The sequence below is a fragment of the Neisseria shayeganii genome, assembly GCF_014054965.1.
GTDB lineage: Bacteria > Pseudomonadota > Gammaproteobacteria > Burkholderiales > Neisseriaceae > Eikenella > Eikenella shayeganii.
Genome location: NZ_CP059567.1, coordinates 63,094 through 81,693, shown reverse-complemented (window position 1 = coordinate 81,693; position 18,600 = coordinate 63,094). Strand labels below are relative to the sequence as shown.

At 58.9% G+C, this 18,600-nt stretch carries 14 protein-coding genes; 7 read left to right on the top strand and 7 right to left on the bottom strand.

Annotated elements, in window-relative coordinates; translation table 11 throughout:
- Positions 1-64: 64 nt before the first annotated feature.
- Positions 65-1,012, bottom strand: a complete 948-nt coding sequence (locus tag H3L94_RS00360) for a LysR substrate-binding domain-containing protein (protein WP_182122206.1) — start codon at positions 1,010-1,012, stop codon at positions 65-67.
- Between the two features lie 442 nt (positions 1,013-1,454).
- Here H3L94_RS00360 and H3L94_RS00355 point away from each other — a divergent pair, with 442 nt between their 5' ends.
- From H3L94_RS00355 to H3L94_RS00340, 4 genes are all read left to right on the top strand, one after another.
- Positions 1,455-2,147 carry an OmpA family protein gene (locus H3L94_RS00355; protein ID WP_182122205.1) on the top strand — a complete coding sequence of 231 codons (693 nt, stop codon included), beginning with the start codon at positions 1,455-1,457 and terminating at the stop codon, positions 2,145-2,147.
- Positions 2,148-2,414: 267 nt separating this feature from the next.
- Positions 2,415-3,833 (top strand): sodium:proton antiporter, encoded by a 1,419-nt coding sequence (locus tag H3L94_RS00350; protein ID WP_182122204.1) that lies wholly within the window; start codon positions 2,415-2,417, stop codon positions 3,831-3,833.
- Between the two features lie 90 nt (positions 3,834-3,923).
- The gene (locus H3L94_RS00345; RefSeq protein WP_182122203.1) at positions 3,924-4,613 is read left to right on the top strand and encodes a pseudouridine synthase; all 690 of its coding nucleotides are present in this window, start codon (positions 3,924-3,926) and stop codon (positions 4,611-4,613) included.
- 358 nt (positions 4,614-4,971) lie between these two features.
- Complete coding sequence (locus tag H3L94_RS00340; protein ID WP_009119992.1) at positions 4,972-6,228, top strand: NRAMP family divalent metal transporter; 1,257 nt, start codon at positions 4,972-4,974, stop codon at positions 6,226-6,228.
- A gap of 80 nt (positions 6,229-6,308) precedes the next feature.
- On the opposite strand, the gene pstS is transcribed toward H3L94_RS00340, so the two are convergent.
- From pstS to earP, 3 genes are all read right to left on the bottom strand, one after another.
- Positions 6,309-7,418, bottom strand: coding sequence for a phosphate ABC transporter substrate-binding protein PstS (gene pstS, locus H3L94_RS00335; RefSeq protein ID WP_182122202.1), 1,110 nt, complete (start codon positions 7,416-7,418; stop codon positions 6,309-6,311).
- Between the two features lie 378 nt (positions 7,419-7,796).
- Positions 7,797-8,873: a prephenate dehydratase gene (gene pheA, locus H3L94_RS00330; RefSeq protein WP_182122201.1), complete on the bottom strand. Its 1,077-nt coding sequence runs from the start codon at positions 8,871-8,873 to the stop codon at positions 7,797-7,799.
- Positions 8,874-9,179: 306 nt separating this feature from the next.
- Positions 9,180-10,367: an elongation factor P maturation arginine rhamnosyltransferase EarP gene (gene earP / locus H3L94_RS00325; protein WP_182122200.1), complete on the bottom strand. Its 1,188-nt coding sequence runs from the start codon at positions 10,365-10,367 to the stop codon at positions 9,180-9,182.
- 587 nt (positions 10,368-10,954) lie between these two features.
- Between earP and H3L94_RS00320 the strand changes: the two genes are divergently transcribed.
- The 3 genes from H3L94_RS00320 (at position 10,955) to H3L94_RS00310 (ending at position 13,460) form a co-directional block, all read left to right on the top strand.
- Positions 10,955-11,608: a cell division ATP-binding protein FtsE gene (locus H3L94_RS00320; protein WP_182122199.1), complete on the top strand. Its 654-nt coding sequence runs from the start codon at positions 10,955-10,957 to the stop codon at positions 11,606-11,608.
- Positions 11,605-12,519: a permease-like cell division protein FtsX gene (ftsX, locus tag H3L94_RS00315; protein WP_182122198.1), complete on the top strand. Its 915-nt coding sequence runs from the start codon at positions 11,605-11,607 to the stop codon at positions 12,517-12,519. Before H3L94_RS00320 ends, ftsX begins: the two co-directional genes overlap by 4 nt.
- An 83-nt stretch (positions 12,520-12,602) precedes the next feature.
- Positions 12,603-13,460: a YwqG family protein gene (locus H3L94_RS00310; RefSeq protein WP_182122197.1), complete on the top strand. Its 858-nt coding sequence runs from the start codon at positions 12,603-12,605 to the stop codon at positions 13,458-13,460.
- A 78-nt stretch (positions 13,461-13,538) separates the two neighbouring features.
- On the opposite strand, the gene H3L94_RS00305 is transcribed toward H3L94_RS00310, so the two are convergent.
- The 3 genes from H3L94_RS00305 to H3L94_RS00295 form a co-directional block, all read right to left on the bottom strand.
- Positions 13,539-15,095, bottom strand: coding sequence for a TerC family protein (locus H3L94_RS00305; RefSeq protein ID WP_182122196.1), 1,557 nt, complete (start codon positions 15,093-15,095; stop codon positions 13,539-13,541).
- Between the two features lie 106 nt (positions 15,096-15,201).
- A complete protein-coding gene (gene ccsB / locus H3L94_RS00300; protein WP_182122195.1) occupies positions 15,202-16,395 on the bottom strand; it encodes a c-type cytochrome biogenesis protein CcsB in 1,194 nt (397 codons plus the stop codon).
- Positions 16,382-18,418, bottom strand: coding sequence for a cytochrome c biogenesis protein ResB (locus H3L94_RS00295; RefSeq protein ID WP_182122194.1), 2,037 nt, complete (start codon positions 18,416-18,418; stop codon positions 16,382-16,384). The genes ccsB and H3L94_RS00295 overlap by 14 nt, the downstream gene beginning before the upstream one ends.
- Between the last annotated feature and the right edge of the window lie 182 nt (positions 18,419-18,600).

The window sequence follows — 18,600 nt, the reverse complement described above, 5'->3', positions numbered from 1 at the left end:
AAACACAAACCCTGCCGTTTCAGGTCGCCCCTGCCGCTTTTTCTCCCGCAGCCGACTCAACGGATTAAATAGAGAAATCCTCACTAATCGGCCGATACAGCCTTTGTTCAATCTGTTCCCGACTCAACTGCGGCAGATACAGCTGCATAAACTCAAAAGCATAACCGCGCAAATACGTATCCTGCCGCACCACAATATGGGTAAAAGCCGGATAAAACATATGCCCGGCGGGGAGACAGACCAAATCCGCATCCGCCTCCGCATCATAGGCCACATCCGCCAACAAACCCACGCCGATGCCGGCCCGCACATAGGTTTTAATAATATCCGGGTCGGCGCTGGCCAACGCCGTTTCCGGCCAAGGCAGGCCCGTACCGGCAAAAACCTGCTGCAAAGCCGAGTCGTCAGCCACATCGGCATACGTGACCAACGGCACACCCGCCAAATCTTCCCGCACCAAGGGCCGCGCCATCTCGGCCCAAGTATGCCCTCGCGGCACCAGTACACAGCGGTGCCAAGGGTGGGCGGTAATCCGTCTCAGATTGGCATCCAGCAGCGCCACTTCCGAGTTCACCGCCAAATCCACCCGACCGTCCGCCACCATTTGATCAATGGTCATCGGCGCCGCCGGTATCAGCGACAGCTTGACTTTGGGGTAGCGGCGCAAAAAAGCGGTCACCACTTGCGGCAAGACATAACGCGCCTGTGTATGCGTCGTTGCCACCGTCAAGCGGCCGCTGTCCTGCTCGGCAAACTCGGTACCGACATTGCGGATATTCTGCACATCGCGAAATATCCGCTCGGCAATTTCCACCACCGCCTGTCCCGGCGGCGTCAACGAAACAATGCGCTTACCGTGGCGCACAAACAGCGACACGCCCAGCTCATCTTCAAGCAGCTTAATTTGTTTGGAAATGCCCGGCTGGGAGGTAAACAAAACCTCGGCCGCTTCGGAAATATTCAGATTGCGGCGGGATACTTCCAAAAAGTAGCGCAACTGTTGCAATTTCATAAAATAAACATATTTGTAGGATTTATACGACAATGCCAAGCGGCCTCCACGCCGGCCAACAGACCCATGGCCAAAGCCGGCGCAGAAAGGAAGCGCATGGTATCACAGCCGGTTCGGACTTTCGCAGGCAGCTCAGATAAGCAATTGCCTGCAATGTTGTTTTTGCACAACCAAAAATCTGAACACGTCGCCATTTGTTAATTTTTTTCATGACAGCGCCGGCAAATTTCGGCATGATTCCCCTTCAGGAAACGGGTATTTCCACCGTATGGCCGCGTAACTCCTTATTGACAGTTCGGGCCGGCCTTTTTATAGTGCCAACCTGAGTATATCTGGATAACCGCAGTTTCCGGCGGTCCTTATATGGTATTTGCGAGGGCAAGCGTACGTTGCATATGTATGAGCGGTCTGCGCATAACAAACTTTTTGATGAGGGAATAACATGACCAAACAGCTTAAATTGAGCGCTTTGTTCTTGGCCTTGGTTGCTTCCGGCACCGCTATGGCTGACAGCAAATTCAGCAACGAAAAATACGGCTATACCATCAGCGAGCAATCTCGCGAAGTAGTTCGTTCCAACACTGAGCCGAACGGCGCTCACGAGTGCTGGGAAAACAGCTTCCTGAACGAAGAAGTAGGCAAGCTGGGCTTGGCCGAATGTGGCGACCGTCAAGAAGTGGCCCAACCTGCTCCTCCTCCCAAAGTACAAGAAGAAGTCATCTCCTTGTCTTCTAACTTCTTGTTCGGCTTCGACAAATACACTCTGCGTCCTGAAGCGCAAAGCACTCTGAACGAATTGGCACAACGCCTGAGCCGCGCCGAAGTACAATCTGTACGCGTTGAAGGCAACACCGACTTCATGGGCAGCGAAGCCTACAACCAACGCTTGTCTGAGCAACGTGCGGCTGCTGTTGTGAACTACTTGACCGCACGTGGCGTGACTGCCGAGAAAATCACTGCCGTTGGTCTGGGTGAGTCTCAAGCCCGCATGACCGAACAGTGTCAAAACGAAGTAAACAACTTGGGTCGTCGCGTATCTGCAGCCCGCAAACGTACTGCTTTGATCGCGTGTATCGAACCCGACCGTCGCGTAGACATCCGCGTGACTGCCGTAGTAGAACACCAAGTTCGTTAATCGTTGCTTCAGCATTGTATTGCCCAAACCCTGCCTCGGCAGGGTTTTTTTATTGTTGGCCGTTCCGAATCACTGGCCGATCCCAACCCAAAACAAACGTAAAACCGCAGTACAGAACATGACAGGGGTGGCCTATTATTTTAAAATGATGAGTTTGGCGGAGCTTGGCGCACAAGTGATGCAAGCCGGCTACTTCAGGTAGCCCTTGGCCTCATCATTGCCGGCGTGGAGCTCTGTTTCCGCCCACTGCTAAAACAAGGAAAACAGATGCGTTTACACCATGCACTTCTGCCCGCTCTTTGCGTTCCGCTGAACGCCTCGGCCGCCTCTTTGGACGGCGCCAGCTTGAGCCTGCTCTGGGGCATACCCTTTGTACTGATTCTGCTGTCGATCGCCACCGGCCCTTTGCTGTTTTCCCATACTTGGCACCACCATTTCGGCAAAATCACCGCCGGCTGGACCGTATTGTTTCTGGTTCCCTTCATCGCCGTGTTCGGCTTCGGAGAGGCACTGCACACCGTCGCCCATGCCCTGGTAGCCGAATATATCCCGTTTATTTTATTGCTGCTCGCGCTCTATACCATTTCTGGCGGCATTCTGGTTTGGGGCAATCTGCACGGCAGCCCGCGTCTGAACACCACTATTTTGGCCATCGGCACCGTTTTGGCCTCCATTATGGGCACCACGGGTGCCGCCATGCTGCTGATCCGCCCGCTGTTGAAAGCCAATGACAACCGCAAGCACCGCGTTCACGTGGTGGTGTTCTTTATTTTCTTGGTGGCCAATATCGGCGGCGGCCTCACGCCCCTCGGCGATCCGCCTCTGTTCCTCGGCTTCTTAAAAGGCGTGGACTTCGGCTGGACCGTGCAACATATGTTCATGCCCGTGCTGCTGAGCTCGGTGATCTTGCTGATCGCCTTTTACTTCCTGGATCGCTATTTCTTCTCCAAAGAAGACGAGATCCTGCCCAAAGACCCTTCCCCCGACAGCCCGCTGAAAATCTTCGGCAAATGGAATTTCTTGCTTTTGGCGGGCGTAGTAGGCGCGGTCTTGATGTCCGGCTTATGGAAGCCCGACCACCCCGGTATCGATGTGCTGGGCACCCCTTATCTGCTGCCCAATCTGATTCGCGACATCATTTTGATTGTGCTGACCGTGGTTTCCCTGAAAATCACGCCGCAGCAGGTGCGCGCCGGTAACGAATTCAACTGGGATCCGATTTTGGAAGTCGGCAAACTGTTTTTGGGCATTTTCATCACCATTTCCCCGGTCATCGCCATTCTGCAAGCCGGCGAAAACGGCGCTTTTGCCGGGCTGATCGCCTTGGTACACGATGCCGCCGGCAACCCGATCAACACCATGTATTTCTGGATGACGGGCCTGCTTTCCGCCTTTTTGGACAACGCCCCTACCTATTTGGTGTTTTTCAATATGGCCGGCGGCGATGCCACTGCCCTGATGTCCGGCCCGCTCTTCCACACCCTGCTTGCCATCTCCATGGGTTCGGTATTCATGGGCGCCCTCAGCTACATCGGTAATGCGCCCAACTTCATGGTGAAAGCGATTGCCGAACAGCGCAAAGTGCCCATGCCCAGCTTTTTCGGCTACATGGTGTGGTCATTCGGCATCTTGGTGCCCCTGTTTATTCTGCACACCCTGATTTTCTTTGTGTGGCAGCTGCTGTAAGCCATCTCTCTGAATCAAGGCTACCTGAAACCGGCGCTCTGCCCTGCAGATGCCTTTCAGGTAGCCTTTTCCACTCGATTTCCGCCATCCATGAATTTAAGCAAATACCTACAAGCACAAGGCTGGGGCAGCCGCAAACAATGCCAATGGCTGATCCGCAACGGCCTGGTCAGCGTTAACGGACACGTGCTCGACAACGAGCAAACCGAAATCGACCCCACCGCCGTCCACAGTCTGCAACGTGACGGCGAACCGCTGGTCGTGATCCCCTATCCCTATTACTACCTGCTGCTGAACAAGCCCGCCGGCTATGAAACCTCGCACAAACCGCGCGATTACCCCAGCGTGTTCAGCCTGCTGCCCGACCACCTTCGCGCCCGCCAACCGCAAGCCGTCGGCCGTTTGGATGCCGACACCACCGGTGTATTGCTGATCACCAACGACGGCGCATTCAACCACCGCCTCACCTCGCCCAAGCATAAAGTGCCCAAGCATTACCGTGCCACCTTAAAACACCCTGCCGATGAAAACCTGTGCGCCACCCTGCGCCAAGGTGTGCTGTTGCACGACGAGAACGAAACCGTTGCCGCCGCAGCCGCCTCCCTGCCCCAGCCCACCACCCTCCTGCTCACCCTCACCGAAGGCAAATACCATCAAGTCAAACGCATGGTGGCCGCCGCCGGCAACCGGGTGGCGGCCCTACACCGCCTCCGTTTCGGTGACTGGGATTGCGGCCAATTAGCGGAAGGAGAATGGTGTTTTATTGATCAGCCGGCCTGACGCCGGAAGCTCAACAGACAGGCGTGTTGGGCAAAAGAATATGTCCGCATCCCAACGTTGCCGCATCGGCCGTCCAGTCAGAAGCCTGTCCGGTCAATCGCCACCCCGCCCGAATCGTGTTTCCGCCACTGCCCGACTCTGCCGGCAGCCTCCATATGCTTATTACACATAAATTGCTTTTTTCAGAAAAAATCCGGAATTTATGCCGAAGATAAAACAGAAAAAGGTTTTATATGCCGATAAATTCACAGTTTAGGCAGTTTGCTGCATCTGCACATGCAGGCGGCTTGGAGCAAACGGTCGATTACGCTAAGATGCCCGCCCTTCAAGGCTACCTGAAAGAAAGCAGGTTTATAAAATGAATCCGGAAACCCCTTCAGTTTCAACCTGGCAAACCCGCCTGCGCGCCATGGGCCCGGGCATCATGATGGCTTCGGCCGCGGTGGGCGGCTCGCACATCATTTCCTCCACCCAGGCCGGAGCGCTGTACGGCTGGCAGCTGGCGCTGATTATCGTGCTGGCCAATCTGTTTAAATATCCGTTTTTCCGTTTCGGCCCGCAATACACGCTGGAAACCGGCAAAACCCTGCTCGAAGGCTATGCCGAAAAAGGCCGCATTTATCTGTGGGTATTTTTCCTGCTCAATCTGTTTGCCACCGTCATCAACACCGCCGCGGTGAGCCTCTTATGCGCGGCCATTCTGAGCTTTGTGCTGCCCGGCGATTGGTCGGTCAACCAATTGGCGGTGGCGGTGTTGGCTTCATCGGTGCTGATGCTGCTGGCCGGCCCCTACCGCACGGTGGACGGCCTTTCCAAACTCATCATGATCAGTCTCACGGTGACCACCGTGGCCGCGGTGGCGATTGCCGCCTCCAGAGGCGCGGCCATGCAGCCCGACTTCATCGAGCCCAGCCCGTGGAATCTGGGTGCGCTGGCATTTATTGTGATGCTGATGGGCTGGATGCCGGCGCCGATTGAAATTTCCGCCATCAATTCGATGTGGGTGGCGGCCAAAAACCGCATCAGCCCGGTACGCTACGAAGACGGCCTGTTCGACTTCAACGTCGGCTACATCGGCACCGCCCTGCTGGCGCTGGTGTTTCTGGCCTTGGGCGCGCTGGTACAGTACGGCTCCGGAACTGAGGTGCAAACGGCAGGCGCGGCCTACATCGGCCAGTTGATCAATATGTATGCCGCGACCATCGGCGAATGGTCGCGCTGGCTGGTCACCTTCATCGCGTTTGCCTGTATGTACGGCACCACGCTCACCGTTATCGACGGCTATTCGCGCACCAATATGGAATCGCTGCGCCTACTCACCCGCACCAGCCACCTGAGCGGCAACCGCGCTTTGGGGGTGTGGATTGTGTTTGCCGCCTTGGCCGGCCTGTGCGTGATTCTGTTTTTCAAAGGCGCGGTGCTGCCGATGCTGAAATTCGCCATGATTGCCTCTTTTGTCAGCACGCCCGTCTTCGCTTGGCTGAATTTGAGCCTGGCCCGCCGCGGCAAACGCGGCCAGCAGCCCTGGCTGATGGTGTTGGCCTGGGTGGGCCTGCTCTATCTGAGCGCCTTTACTTTACTGTTTTTAGTGAACCAAACCGGCTTGTTGAAATAAGGCCGTGTTGAATGGCAAACAGGCTACCTGAAACGCTTTCAGGTAGCCTGTTTGCTTTAAGTCAGACAAGGACATCCGTCTCAATACACCGCCCGACCTTGAGCATCGGTGACTTTTTTCCACTCTTGGCGTACCAAATCCTTCACCGAGGCCGGCAACGGCACATAATCCAGCTTGGCCGCGGCTTCGTCGCCGTTTTGGTAGACCCAGTCGAAGAAGCTCAGCACGGCACGGGTTTGCTCGGCTTGGTCGGCCTGCTTGTGGATCAGAATGAAGGTGGCTGCCGCCAGCGGCCAGGCCTGCTCGCCCGGCTGGTTGGTCAGCACCAAGCTGAAACCGGGTACGCTCTGCCAGTCCACTTCGGCTGCGGCGGCAAAGCTGGCCTGCGAAGGCTGCACGAATTGGCCGGCCCGGTTTTGCATTTGCACGTGCGCCATTTGGTTTTGCTTGGCGTAGGCGTATTCCACATAGCCGATGGAGTTCTTCACCCGGTTCACATAAGTGGCCACGCCTTCGTTGCCCTTGCCGGCCGCGCCAGAGGAGGCAGTCGGCCATTTCACGGTATTGGCCGCGCCCACGCTGTCTTTCCAGGCGGCGGAAACTTGGCTCAAATAGGTGGTGAAAATAAAGCTGGTGCCGGAGCCGTCGGAGCGGAACACGGTGGTGATCGGCGCATCCGGCAGGCTCAATCCTTCATTGAGGGCGGCGATTTTCGGGTCGTTCCACCGCTTGATGTTGCCCAGATAAATGTCGGCCAACACTTCGCCGGTCAGCTTCAGTGCGCCCGGCCCGATGCCGTCCACATTCACCACCGGCACCACGCCGCCGATGACGGTGGGGAACTGGATCAGGCCCTGTTTGTCTAATTCTTCCGCACTCAGCGGCGAATCGGAGGCGCCGAACTGCACGGTTTTGGCGGTAATCTGCTTCACGCCGCCGGACGAGCCGATGGATTGGTAGTTGACGCGGCCGCCGGCGGCTTGTTGGTAGGCTTGGGCCCACTGCACGTAAATCGGTTGCGGGAAAGATGCGCCGGCGCCGGTGATGTCGAGGCTGACTTGGTCGGCCGGGGCGGCGGCCGAAGCGGCCGGTGCCGCCGGCTGTTGGGCGGCGGGGGCGTTTTTTTCGCCGCCGCAGGCCGCCAACAAGGCGGCGCTCACGGCGGCTGCGGTGATCAGACGGATATTCATGCTTGCTCCTGAGTTTGGGTGAAAACAGGCGCAGTCTAATCCGTGATTGTTGCAGGCGTATGACGGGGCAACAAGCAAACAGGCTACCTGAAAGCGAAGCACGCGGGTTTCCGCGTCGTCAAAACTTTCAGGTAGCCTTTAATCGTTTCATGCAGAATTAGGGTGTGCCACCCCTTCAGATGTGGCTGCCGCCCAAAGCCGGGCAGTACAACAGACGCCGGTGCTCGCTAGCCCTGTGGCAGACAGATGACCCGAAGCCAAGCGGCCGGGCAGCATTACCAAGGTACCACACAAAAAATGCCGCAGTCGGAATTGGCAAAGCGCTCAGCCTGCCGTTTGCCGCACGGTATCCGACAGGCTGCCCAGCGGTGCCGCTGCTCACAACACCGCTTGCGGATAAGCGCCGATGATTTTCACAAACGCCGCCCGCTCGGCCAGTTCGTTCAGCGCAGTGCGCACCGCCGGGCTGTCGGCATGGCCTTCGATGTCGATAAAAAACACATAATCCCACAGGCCCGCGCGGCTGGGGCGGCTTTCCAGCTTGGTCATGGACACGCCGTGGGCGGAGAAGGGCCGCAACAGGCCGTGCACCGCGCCGGCGCGGTTGGGGGCGGAGACGATGAGCGAAGTTTTGTCGCCGCCGCTGGGCACGGTGCCCTGGTGGCCGAGCACCAGAAAACGGGTGGTGTTGTTCGGCTCGTCTTCGATATTGCTCGCCACCTTGGCCAAGGCATACAGCTCGGCGGCGGCCTGGCCGGCAATGGCGGCGGCCGTCTCGTCTTCTGCCGCCAAACGGGCGGCTTCGGCATTGCTGGAAACGGAAATGCGCGCCACCCCTTCGGGCAGGTGGCGGTTGAGCCATTCGTGGCATTGCGCAAGCGCCTGGGCATGGGCATACACGCGGGTGATGCCGTGCCAACCGCCGTGGCGGCTGAGCAGATGATGGTGGATGCGCAGCACCACTTCGCCGCAGGCCTGAAGAGGCGTGGATACCAGCAAATCCAAAGTACGCCCCACCGAACCTTCGGTGGAGTTTTCCACCGGCGCCACCACATAATCGGCCTGCCTCGCCTCCACCAGGCGGAAACATTCGTCGATGGTGGCGCACGGCAGGGTGTGGGCGGCATGGCCGAAGTGCTTCATGGCCGCCTGTTGGGTAAAGGTGCCCGCCGGGCCGAGATAGGCGATGGTAAGCGGCCGCTCCACCGCCAAGCACTCGCTCATGATTTCGCGGAACAGGCGCGCCACCGCCTCGTTGGGCAACAAACCGCGGTTGAGCGACTGGATGCGGCGCAATACCTCGGCTTCGCGCTCCGGGCGGTACACCACGCCGGTGCCTTTCAGTTCGCCGATGGCGCGGGCATGGCCGGCGCGCCGGTTGAGCAGGTCGAGAATGGCGGCATCGATTTCGTCGATGGCCTGACGGTGGGGCAGGAGTTTTTCGTGGTCGGACATGATGACGGACGGAACAATTCGAGACAGAGGAAAATAAAGCGGTATTGTAGCCCATCTGCCCGCCGCCGGTGGCCCTTCCGCGCAGCGAAGCAGCAGGCCGAGAGTTGCCAAACCGCCCTCCGGACACTTTTCTGCTTACTACCTTGATGCCCCGGGAGTGGCGCTCATGCTCTCTGCGCTGTTGCGCTTTAAACGGCAAGCCTATCTGGCGAAGGGCAAAGCCCTCAGGCTACCTGAAAGCGGACGGCGCTGATTCGGTTGGCCCGTTTGGGCTTCATTGTCGGACGGCATCCGAAACAAGGGGTTTCAGGTAGCCTGCCGCACCAGCGGCCAGCGTTGCAGCAGGCGGCTGACCGCATCCGCTTGCGCCAATAAATGCTGTTGCCAAGCCGCCGTGCCCTGCCGCCATTCGGGCAGGCGGTTGAGCAGGGCCGACCACGCGGCGATGCGTTGCTCCTCACTTAGGCCATGGATGCCGTTGAGTTCGTCCGACAGCTGTTGGTGCGGCGCCTGCCAAGCCACGCCGGCCGAACGGGCATACATTTTCTGCCAAAAGGCATGCAGTTTGTCGGCATGCGCCATTTCCGCCTGCGGATAAATGTGCCACAGCAGCGGCTTGCCGGCCAACTGGGCGCGCACAAAGCTGTCTTCGCCGCGCACCGTCACGCCGTCGGCCAACCACAGCACTTTGTCGAATTCGTTTTGCGGCACAAAGTCCACCCGCACCAGCCGCACCGTTCCCGCCTGCCACACGTCGCCGGCTTGACGCAGGGCGTGCTCGGGCACCGCACCGCTGCGCCTCAGGCTGTCGGCAATCTGGTGCCCGGCCAACCACCATTCCGCCGCCTGCCCCCAAGCCTGCCAAGCGGCCAGCCATTCTGCCCAAACCGGGCTGTCGTAGCCGAAAAACAGCCAGCGGCAGGCGGCAGGCGGCGTTTCAGGTAGCCTCAACGCCCGGTACACCGCCGTTTGGGCGGCCGCATCCTGTAAAAACGCCTGCCGCCGTTCGGCATAAGCGTTTTCGCGCAGCAGGCCACCGCTCTCGGCGCTGAAACCCATCAGCCAAAAATATTTGTCTGTGCCGTCGGCCTGCAGAGACGGCTTGCCGTGCATGGCCTCGGCCCAGTCTTCCGCGCTCAGGTATTCCCAGTTGAGCCACAAGGCACCGCTGCGGCGGACGTGCGCCAACACCGCGTCCGGCAAGTCGCAGCCGAAAGTTTCCACCACCAACGCCGGCACGGCCGCGGCCGCCTCTTCCGCCAAGCCGGCAGCATTGTCGCCCTGCCAAGCGTGCACGCGGATGTCGGGCGGCAACGGCTGTCCGCCCAACAAAGCCGCCAACGAGGGCGGGTGGTCGTGCCATAAGGCTACCTGAAAGCCGGCTTCGGCCAAACGGCAGGTCAAACGCCAAGCCACACCGATGTCGCCGTAGTTGTCGATTACGCGGCAAAACAGCCAGGCGGCGGGGCGGCGGACGGGATGGGCAGCAATCATGTTTCGGGCCGAATCGGAAAAACCAGATGGGGCGGCAATTTACGTCGCTTTGCATTTTTGTCAAGCCAAGTCGGGGAAATTTTTTGTGTTTATCCACATTGACGGACTCTGTTTTTTGTGCGGTCGCCCAGGCAGCCGCCCGGCCGGCTTGACAGCTTGAGAAACAATCTAAATCATTAAATAGCAATAAATTTTTCAAAAATGACAATTTTTTGGGCAAACCAAGCCGAAGCCTGATTTTTCAAGCATTCCGCGCGCTGCCCCATGGTTTTCCACGAAGTTATCCACAGCTTTTGTGGGTAAGGCGTAAAGGCAATATTTCATAAGGTTTTAGCCGGAAACGGCGGCGCTGGCGGCGGCAAACAAGATGCGGCGGGATTGGCAGTTCATTGCTTTTTTTGCCAGGAAACGCGGAGAAAAATTCACGCTGCGGCAGCCTATGCCGTCTGCCTGCCGATGACGGCGCTGCCGGCATTGGGCGGCGGCTCGAATTGCCGTTATAATCACTGCCTTATTTGCCTCGGCGCACCGACGGCCGACGGCTGCGGCCGGCACCGCCGCCTTCTCCCACAGGAATCCATTGCTTCATGATCCGTTTCGAACAAGTTTGCAAAACCTACCCCGGCGGCTTTCATGCCCTCAAAAACGTCAGCTTTCAAATCAATAAAGGCGAGATGATTTTTGTGGCCGGCCACTCCGGCGCCGGCAAATCCACCGTGCTCAAGCTGATTGCCGGCATCACCAAACCCACTTCCGGCAAGGTGTGGATGAACAATCAGGAAATCGGCAGCCTGTCCGACCAGCGCTTGGGCTATCTGCGCCAACACATCGGCATCGTGTTTCAAGACCACAAAATCCTGTTCGACCGCAACGTGCTGCAAAACGTGCTGCTGCCGCTGCGCATCATCGGTTACGACCGCCAAACCGCCGACAAACGCGCGCGGATTGCAATTGAAAAAGTGGGCTTGGGCGGGCGCGAGCTGGCCGATCCGATTACCCTTTCCGGCGGCGAACAGCAGCGCCTGTGCATCGCCCGCGCGGTGGTGCACCAGCCCGGCTTGCTGATTGCCGACGAACCCTCGGCCAACCTCGACCGCGCGTATGCCTTAGACATCATGGAGCTGTTCAAGACCTTCCACGAGGCCGGCACCACCGTGATTGTAGCCGCCCACGATGAAACCCTGATGGCCGACTACGGCCACCGCATCCTGCGCTTGCAGGAAGGCAGGTTTGCCGCATGAAACATTATCTTTCCCTGCATCTCGAAGCCGCCCTGCAGGCTTTCAAAGCCTTATTCAAACAACCGCTGGGCACGCTGTTGGTGCTGCTGATGTTGGCCGTGGCCATGACCCTGCCGCTGGCCCTGTATTTGGGCGTGCAGAGCAGCGGCACGGTGTTGGGGCGGCTGAACGAAGCGCCGCAAATCACCCTCTATCTCAACCACGAAGCCGACAGCGCGGCGGCGGAGTACATCCGTGCCAAACTGGCAGCCGATGTACGCATTGAGAAGGCGGATTTCGTGAGCAAACAGGAAGGCATGCGCGAACTGCAGCAGGCCTTCCAAGGGCAGGATTTGGTGTCCATGCTCGACAGCAATCCGCTGCCAGACGTGTTTGCCGTTAGCCCGCGGGACGGCCTCACGCCAGAAGAACAAACCGCGCTGCAGCAAGACCTGGCCGCCCTGCCGCAGGTGGACAGCGCGCAGATGGATGCCGAGTGGATGCAAACACTCTACCAAATCAATACCTTCGTCCATCAGGTGTTCCGTTTTCTGGCGCTCACCTTGGGCGTGGCCTTTGTTTTGGTAGCGCACAACACCATCCGCCTGCAAATCCTCAGCCGCAAGGAAGAAATCGAAATCACCAAGCTCTTGGGGGCGCCCGCCTCGTTTATCCGCCGCCCGTTTATTTATCAGGCCGTGTGGCAGAGCGCCCTGGCCGCCGGCCTGAGCCTGCTCTTGTGCGGCTGGCTGGTGCAGACCACGCGCCCGCTGATCGACCGCATTTTCCGCCCCTACGGCCTGCATTTGGACTGGCGTTTTTTCCACGGCTGGGAAATCGCCGTGGTGTTTGCCGTGGTGTGCGGCTTGGGCGCGCTGGGCGCTTGGCTGGCCGGCAGCCGCCATCTGCTCAGCTTTAAGGCCAGAAGCTGACCTTCCCCGCTTCGCAAACGCAACGCTTTCAGGTAGCCTTCGGGCTACCTGAAAGCTTTTCCGGCCTGCCAATAGAGGTTTGTATGCTGACGCACCCCGCCTTAAACCACCCCGCATTTGCGCCCTATAAAAACGCCCTGCTGGCTGCGGCCAGGCCCACCGCCGAAATGATACTGCACCCCGCTGCCGACTTGGGCTGGCGCCAAAGCAAGCTCGGCGGCCTGCCCTATCTGCCCGCCGGTGCGGCCTACCCGCACAGTGCGGACGGCAAGCCGCTGTATCTGCTCTTGCAAATCAATTTTGCCGAAATGCCACCCCTGCCCGACTTTCCCACCGAGGGCATTTTGCAGTGGTTTGTCGAGGCCACTTGGACTTGGGGCGCCAATTTCGACCACCCCGCCGACCAAAGCGCTTTCCGCCTCTGCTATTACCCCAAAGTGCTGACCGACGACTCGGCGCTGGTGCGCGATTTTTCTTTCCTGCCGCCACTGGATCCGCCCGCGCAGGGGCTGTGGCAAAAGTGGAAACGCAGTTTTGCGCGCCCGCCGCGTCTGCCCTTCACACAGCCCTGCGCCATCCGTTTCGAGGCCGGCGTGCAATTTCCCGCCCTGGACGATCGCACCTGCTACCTGACAGGCGAGTGCGCGCCCGACATTCATTTTGACAACTGGATTGAAGACGAATTCGATGCCTTTGCCGAAGCTTATTTGGCAGCATTCGCAGGCAACGGCAACCGCGTGGGCGGCTACCCCACCTTCACGCAGGACGACCCGCGCCTCAGCGCCGAGGAAATGGCCTACGTGCAATTGGTGCAGCTCGACAGCCAACCGCCCGAGCTGATGATGTGGGGCGACGCCGGCATTGCCCATTTGTTTATCCGCCCCGACGATTTGCGCCGCCGCGATTTTTCGCGCGTGCTCTACACTTGGGATTGTAGCTAAGCTGGGCACCGGCATGGGCCCAAACAAGCCAAGCGCCCTTTCAGGCTACCTGAAAGGGCGCTTGGCAACCGGAGCGGCTCAATCCTCGTCCGGCAGTTTGCTGACTTTCACCCGCTCGATGCGCTGGCCTTCTTTTTCCAGCACTTCGAAACGCCACCCGTAATAATCGAGGGTATCGCCGACATCGGGGATGCTTTGCAGCTCCTCCATCATCAGGCCGGCCACGGTGTGGTAGTCGGCGTCTTCTTCCTGCGGCGGCAGGTTGAGCTGCGGCGCAAGTTCCACGTATTCCAAGCTGCCGTCCACGGTGAGGCTGTGGTCGGCATTGGTTTGCAGGCTGGGGCTGTCTTCGCGCTCGAAGGCTTCGGGAAATTCGCCGGCAATGGTTTCCAACAGGTCTTTCATGGTCACCATGCCGAGAACGGCGCCGAATTCGTCCACCACCAGCGCGTAATCGGCACTGCTGCGGCGGAACTGCTCGATAGCGGAGAGGGCGTTGGCGCTGTCGGGCAGAATCAAGGGTTGGCGCAGGGCGGCTTGGATGTTGATTTCGCCTTCGTCCAAGAGCTGGTTGAGCAAGTCTTTTTTGTTGATGTAGCCCAAGGGCTCGTCGGCACCGGCCTTGCCCACCACCAGAAGGCGGGAATACGGGGTGTTTTGCAGTTGGGCTTTCTGTTCTTCCTTGCTTTGCGAGATGTCGAGCCGCTCGATGTCGCGGCGCGGAATCATCACGCCGGGAATGGGGCGCTCGGCCAGGGTGAGCACGCTGCGGATCATGGATTTTTCGTTTTCTTCAAAATAGCCGTCGTTGTCGGTTTCACCGGCTTTGGCCAGCACGGCTTCCCGGATGCCCATCATGCCGAGCACGTTTTCGGCAGTGCGCTTGCGCCAGGAGCTGCCGCTGTAGGCGTTTTTGTCGGTGTTGCGGCGGGCGATGTGGTTGAAGATTTCAATCAGGATGGAGAAGCCGATGGCGGCATACAGGTAGCCTTTGGGGATTTCCACATGGAAGGCTTCGGCAATCAGCGAAAAGCCAATCATCAACAGGAAGCCCAAGCACAGCATCACCACGGTGGGGTGTTTATCGACAAACTCGGTGAGCGGTTTGCTGGCCCAAATCATCATGCCCATGGCCACCACCACAGCGGCCATCGCCACTTCGATGTGCTGCACCATGGCGACGGCGGTAATCACCGCATCGATAGAGAAGACGGCGTCGAGCACCAGAATCTGCGCCACCACGCCCCAAAAAGGGGCATGGACTTTGTGCTGCTCGGCCACGGTGTAGTGGTTGACGCCTTCCAGGCGCTCGTGCAATTCGGTGGTGGCTTTATAGAGCAGGAACAGGCCGCCGAAAAACATGATCATGTCTTTGCCGGAAACGGCGTGGCCGTTGATTTCGAACAGCGGCGCGGTCAGGCGCATCAGCTGCACCATAAAGCCGAGCATCACCAAGCGCATCAGCACGGCCAGCACGAGGCCGGTGATGCGCGCACGGTCGCGGTGGGCCGGTTTCACCTTGTTAGCGAGAATGGCCACGAACACCAAATTGTCGATGCCGAGCACCACTTCCAAAATAATCAGGGTTGCGAAGCCCAGCCAGGTTACCGGGTCGGCCAGCCAACTGAAATCCATAAATCGGGGTTCCTTTGTATTGTGGCAGCAGGGAAAGGGGATGAATGATGATGCGGAAAACAACAGGCTACCTGAAAAGCGGCACGGCTTTCAGGTAGCCTGTTGTTTACAGCCCGCCGTAAGAATGCAGGCCGCTTAAAAACATATTCACGCCGACAAAAGCGAAAGCGGTGATGAAAAAGCCGACAATGGCCCACCAAGCTAGCACCGCACCGCGCCAGCCGGCCACCAGACGCAAATGCAGCCAGATCGCGTAGTTGAGCCACACAATAAAGGCCCAGGTTTCTTTCGGATCCCAGCTCCAGTAGCGGCCCCAGGCGTCGGCGGCCCACAATGCGCCGAGAATGGTGGCGATGGTGAAAAAGAGGAAGCCGACCGCAATCGCTTTATACATCACCTCTTCGATCACATGGGTTTCCGGCAGTTTGAGCGCCGGGCGGTACAGTTTCAGCAATTCGGCCACGCCGAGAAAGGCGGCCATGCAGAAAGCGCCGTAGCCGATGAAATTGGCCGGCACATGGATTTTCATCCACCAAGACTGCAAAGCCGGAATCAGCGGCTGGATTTGGTGGGCGTTGCGGCTGAAGCTGTACCACAACACGAAACCCACCAAAATCAGCTGCAGGGTGTACACAAACACACCCAGCCGCTGCAGCTTGAATTTGCCTTCGTAATACAAAAACATCAGCCCAGTGATGACGATGAACAGGATAAACACTTCATACAGGTTGGAAACCGGAATGTGTCCGGCATCCGGGCGCAACAGATAACTTTCGTGCCAGCGCACCAGCATACCGGTCAAGCCGGCCACGGCAGCCGCCCAGCTGAGGTTGCGCCCCATCTCGAGCAGCGTGTTGGTGGCGGAATCGCCGTGCCGTTTGCCGAACAGGCCCAGCGCATAGCAGCCCCAAGCCATGATGACCAGTGCGCACAGCCAGCCGATGGCCGATTGGCTGCTTAAAAAGTATTTCAACAGAAAGCGGTTGTCGGCCTGCTCAATGTGGCCGCCGTAGAGCAGCACCGCGCCATAGGCCAGCGCGATGCACAGCGGGATATACCAGCGCAGCGGTTTGAAAAACCAGCCCAACGCCACCGCCGACGCGGCGCTGCACCACAGGATGCAGACTTCGTAAACGTCCATGCGGTGCGGCAAGATGAGGTGGACCGCCATCGCAATGGCGGCCATCAGGGCGGCAAACAGCCAATCGGCCGCGCCCAGCTTGCGCCAAAAACGGCGCTCGCGCAGCAGCTCGTGCGACATATCGGGCGGCAGATAAGGGGAAGATTCAGGATGGTTCATGATGGTTCAACTCCTGCGCCAAGCGCGCGAGGTGGGTTTGGTGCTGCGGAAATTCGGTGTCTAGTTCGCGGCCGTGGCGGCCGGAACTCATGGCAAAGCGCACGCCGCCGTCTTCATACAGCAGCCAAGCGCGCTTTTCGCGGACGTAAAACATAAAGACGGTACCCAACACCAGCAAAACGGAACCCAAATACACCAAGCCTTGGCCGGGCGAACGGGTCATCTGCAGGCCGGAAGACTTCACTTCGCTAAAGCCGTCCAGCTGCAGCAGCACCGGCGCATCAAAGCGGGTGAGGCCGGTGTAGGCATCGAAACTGTTGAGCAGAAAACGCTGGCGGGCTTCGTTTTGCGGCCATTGCACCCCTTGCTGGGCCAGCGCCTGGTCCAGCGCCAGATTGCCGGCGCCGAACAGCATTTGGTAAAACAGTTCGCGCATCCGCTCCTGCTCGCCGGCCGGGATTTTGGCGGCCACAAAATCGTTCAGGCCGGTATAACCTTCGCGGGCAAACAGCTCCAGCACATTGCCCAAGGCTTCGCGGAAGCGGGTTTGCGTGTCGCCTTCCATGCCGGCCACCGCCTGCTCGATCACCGCCTGCCGCTGCTGCGGGTTTTGCAATACGGCGCGCAGGTGCATAAAGGTATCGGGTTTGCCGTTGAAGTCGGCCGGGATCATCAGCCAGCGGTATTCCTGATCCAATGCGGCGCGTTCGCCGGTGGCGAAATAATAGTCGCCGTTGCGCAGCAGGGGCAGCATGTAATTGACGTATTCTTTGGCCTGGCCGGCTTGGTCGCGCACGCGGAAAGTGATGGTGGGGCCCACATTGCGCACGCTTTTTTCCTGCCGCACGCTGCGCACATCTTGCAGCTGACGGTGCAAGGCGCTGCCTCCTTCCGGCGCGGCCTGCTCCTCATCCTCCACATTCATGGGGCGCAACTCGTTGAACTCCAGCGTGTAGTTGGCGGATTGCCCCTGCCCCAAATGCAGCGGGAAGCTGCTCATGGAGGCGGCTTTCAACTCGGCCGCCAGCGGAGAGGGGCTGGCCAAATTCCAAGCGCGGAAATTGAGGCCGGAGCCGCCGTCACCGAAACTGGCCTGATACACCGTGATGCCGTGCAGGGTGAAGGGGTGGTTGACCTTAATCGTGGGGTGGAAGACTTCGCCACTTTTTTTGTCGGTCACCACCAAATCGCTGGCAAAATTGCGCGGCATGCCGTTGTCGTAGAAATCCACATGAAACTGCTTGAGTTGCACCGTAAACGGCAGTTCCTGCACCAGCATGCCCTCGCCGGTGTTGAGAAACACCTTGTCCACCGTTTGCCCTTCGCGCACGTTGACATCGCCGCGGAACGACAAGGTACCGCTGTCCAAACGGCTTTCCGGCGCGAAATCGCTGGCGAATTCGGCGGTCTTGTCCGGCTTCAGGCTACCTGAAAGAATGCCCAACTTCAGGCCCATATTGCTGTCGATCAGGCCGCCCAAACAAATCACGATGATGGCCGCGTGGGCGCAGATATAGCCCCATTTGTTCATCGCCCCCTTCTTCGCGGCCAAGAGCAGGCTGCCGTCTTCGCGCGCTTGCTGCTTGACGGAGAAACCGGAAACTTTCAGGTAGCGTTCCGCCACATCGGGCGCAGGCGCCGGCGTGAGCATGGCCGTGTGCTGCATATGCGCCAGCGATTGACGGGTGGCTTTGAGGCGGAAAGAACGCATTTCGCGCAAAAACGGCGGGATGTTGCGCCACAGGCAAAGGCCGGTGGACAGCATCAGAAAGGCCATGATGGCCACAAACCAAGCCGAGGAATACACATCGTAGAGGCCGAGAAAGCGGAAAATCTGATCCCAAAACGGGCCGAATTCCACCACATAGCCGACATCCTGCTGGTTTTGCTGCAAGACGGTGCCGATGACGGAAGCCAGCGCCAGCAGAGACAGCAAGGCCACCGCGAAACGCATGGAACTGAGGAAGGCAAACCAAGGCCGTTTGGCCAGCGGGGTTTTGCCGGAAACAGGGGAGGAGCTCATAAACCGAATACAGTCTGTATGTGAGGCATACCGAAACGCGGCATTATAACGGAATTGCGGCAAGGATTTACAGGCTTTGCACAGCGCTGCACCGCCGCTTGCCGGCAGGCGCATGGACGAGCGCGGCGGCAGGCCACCTGAAAACCACTCCGCCCTATTTTACAAGCATAAAATTTCAGGTT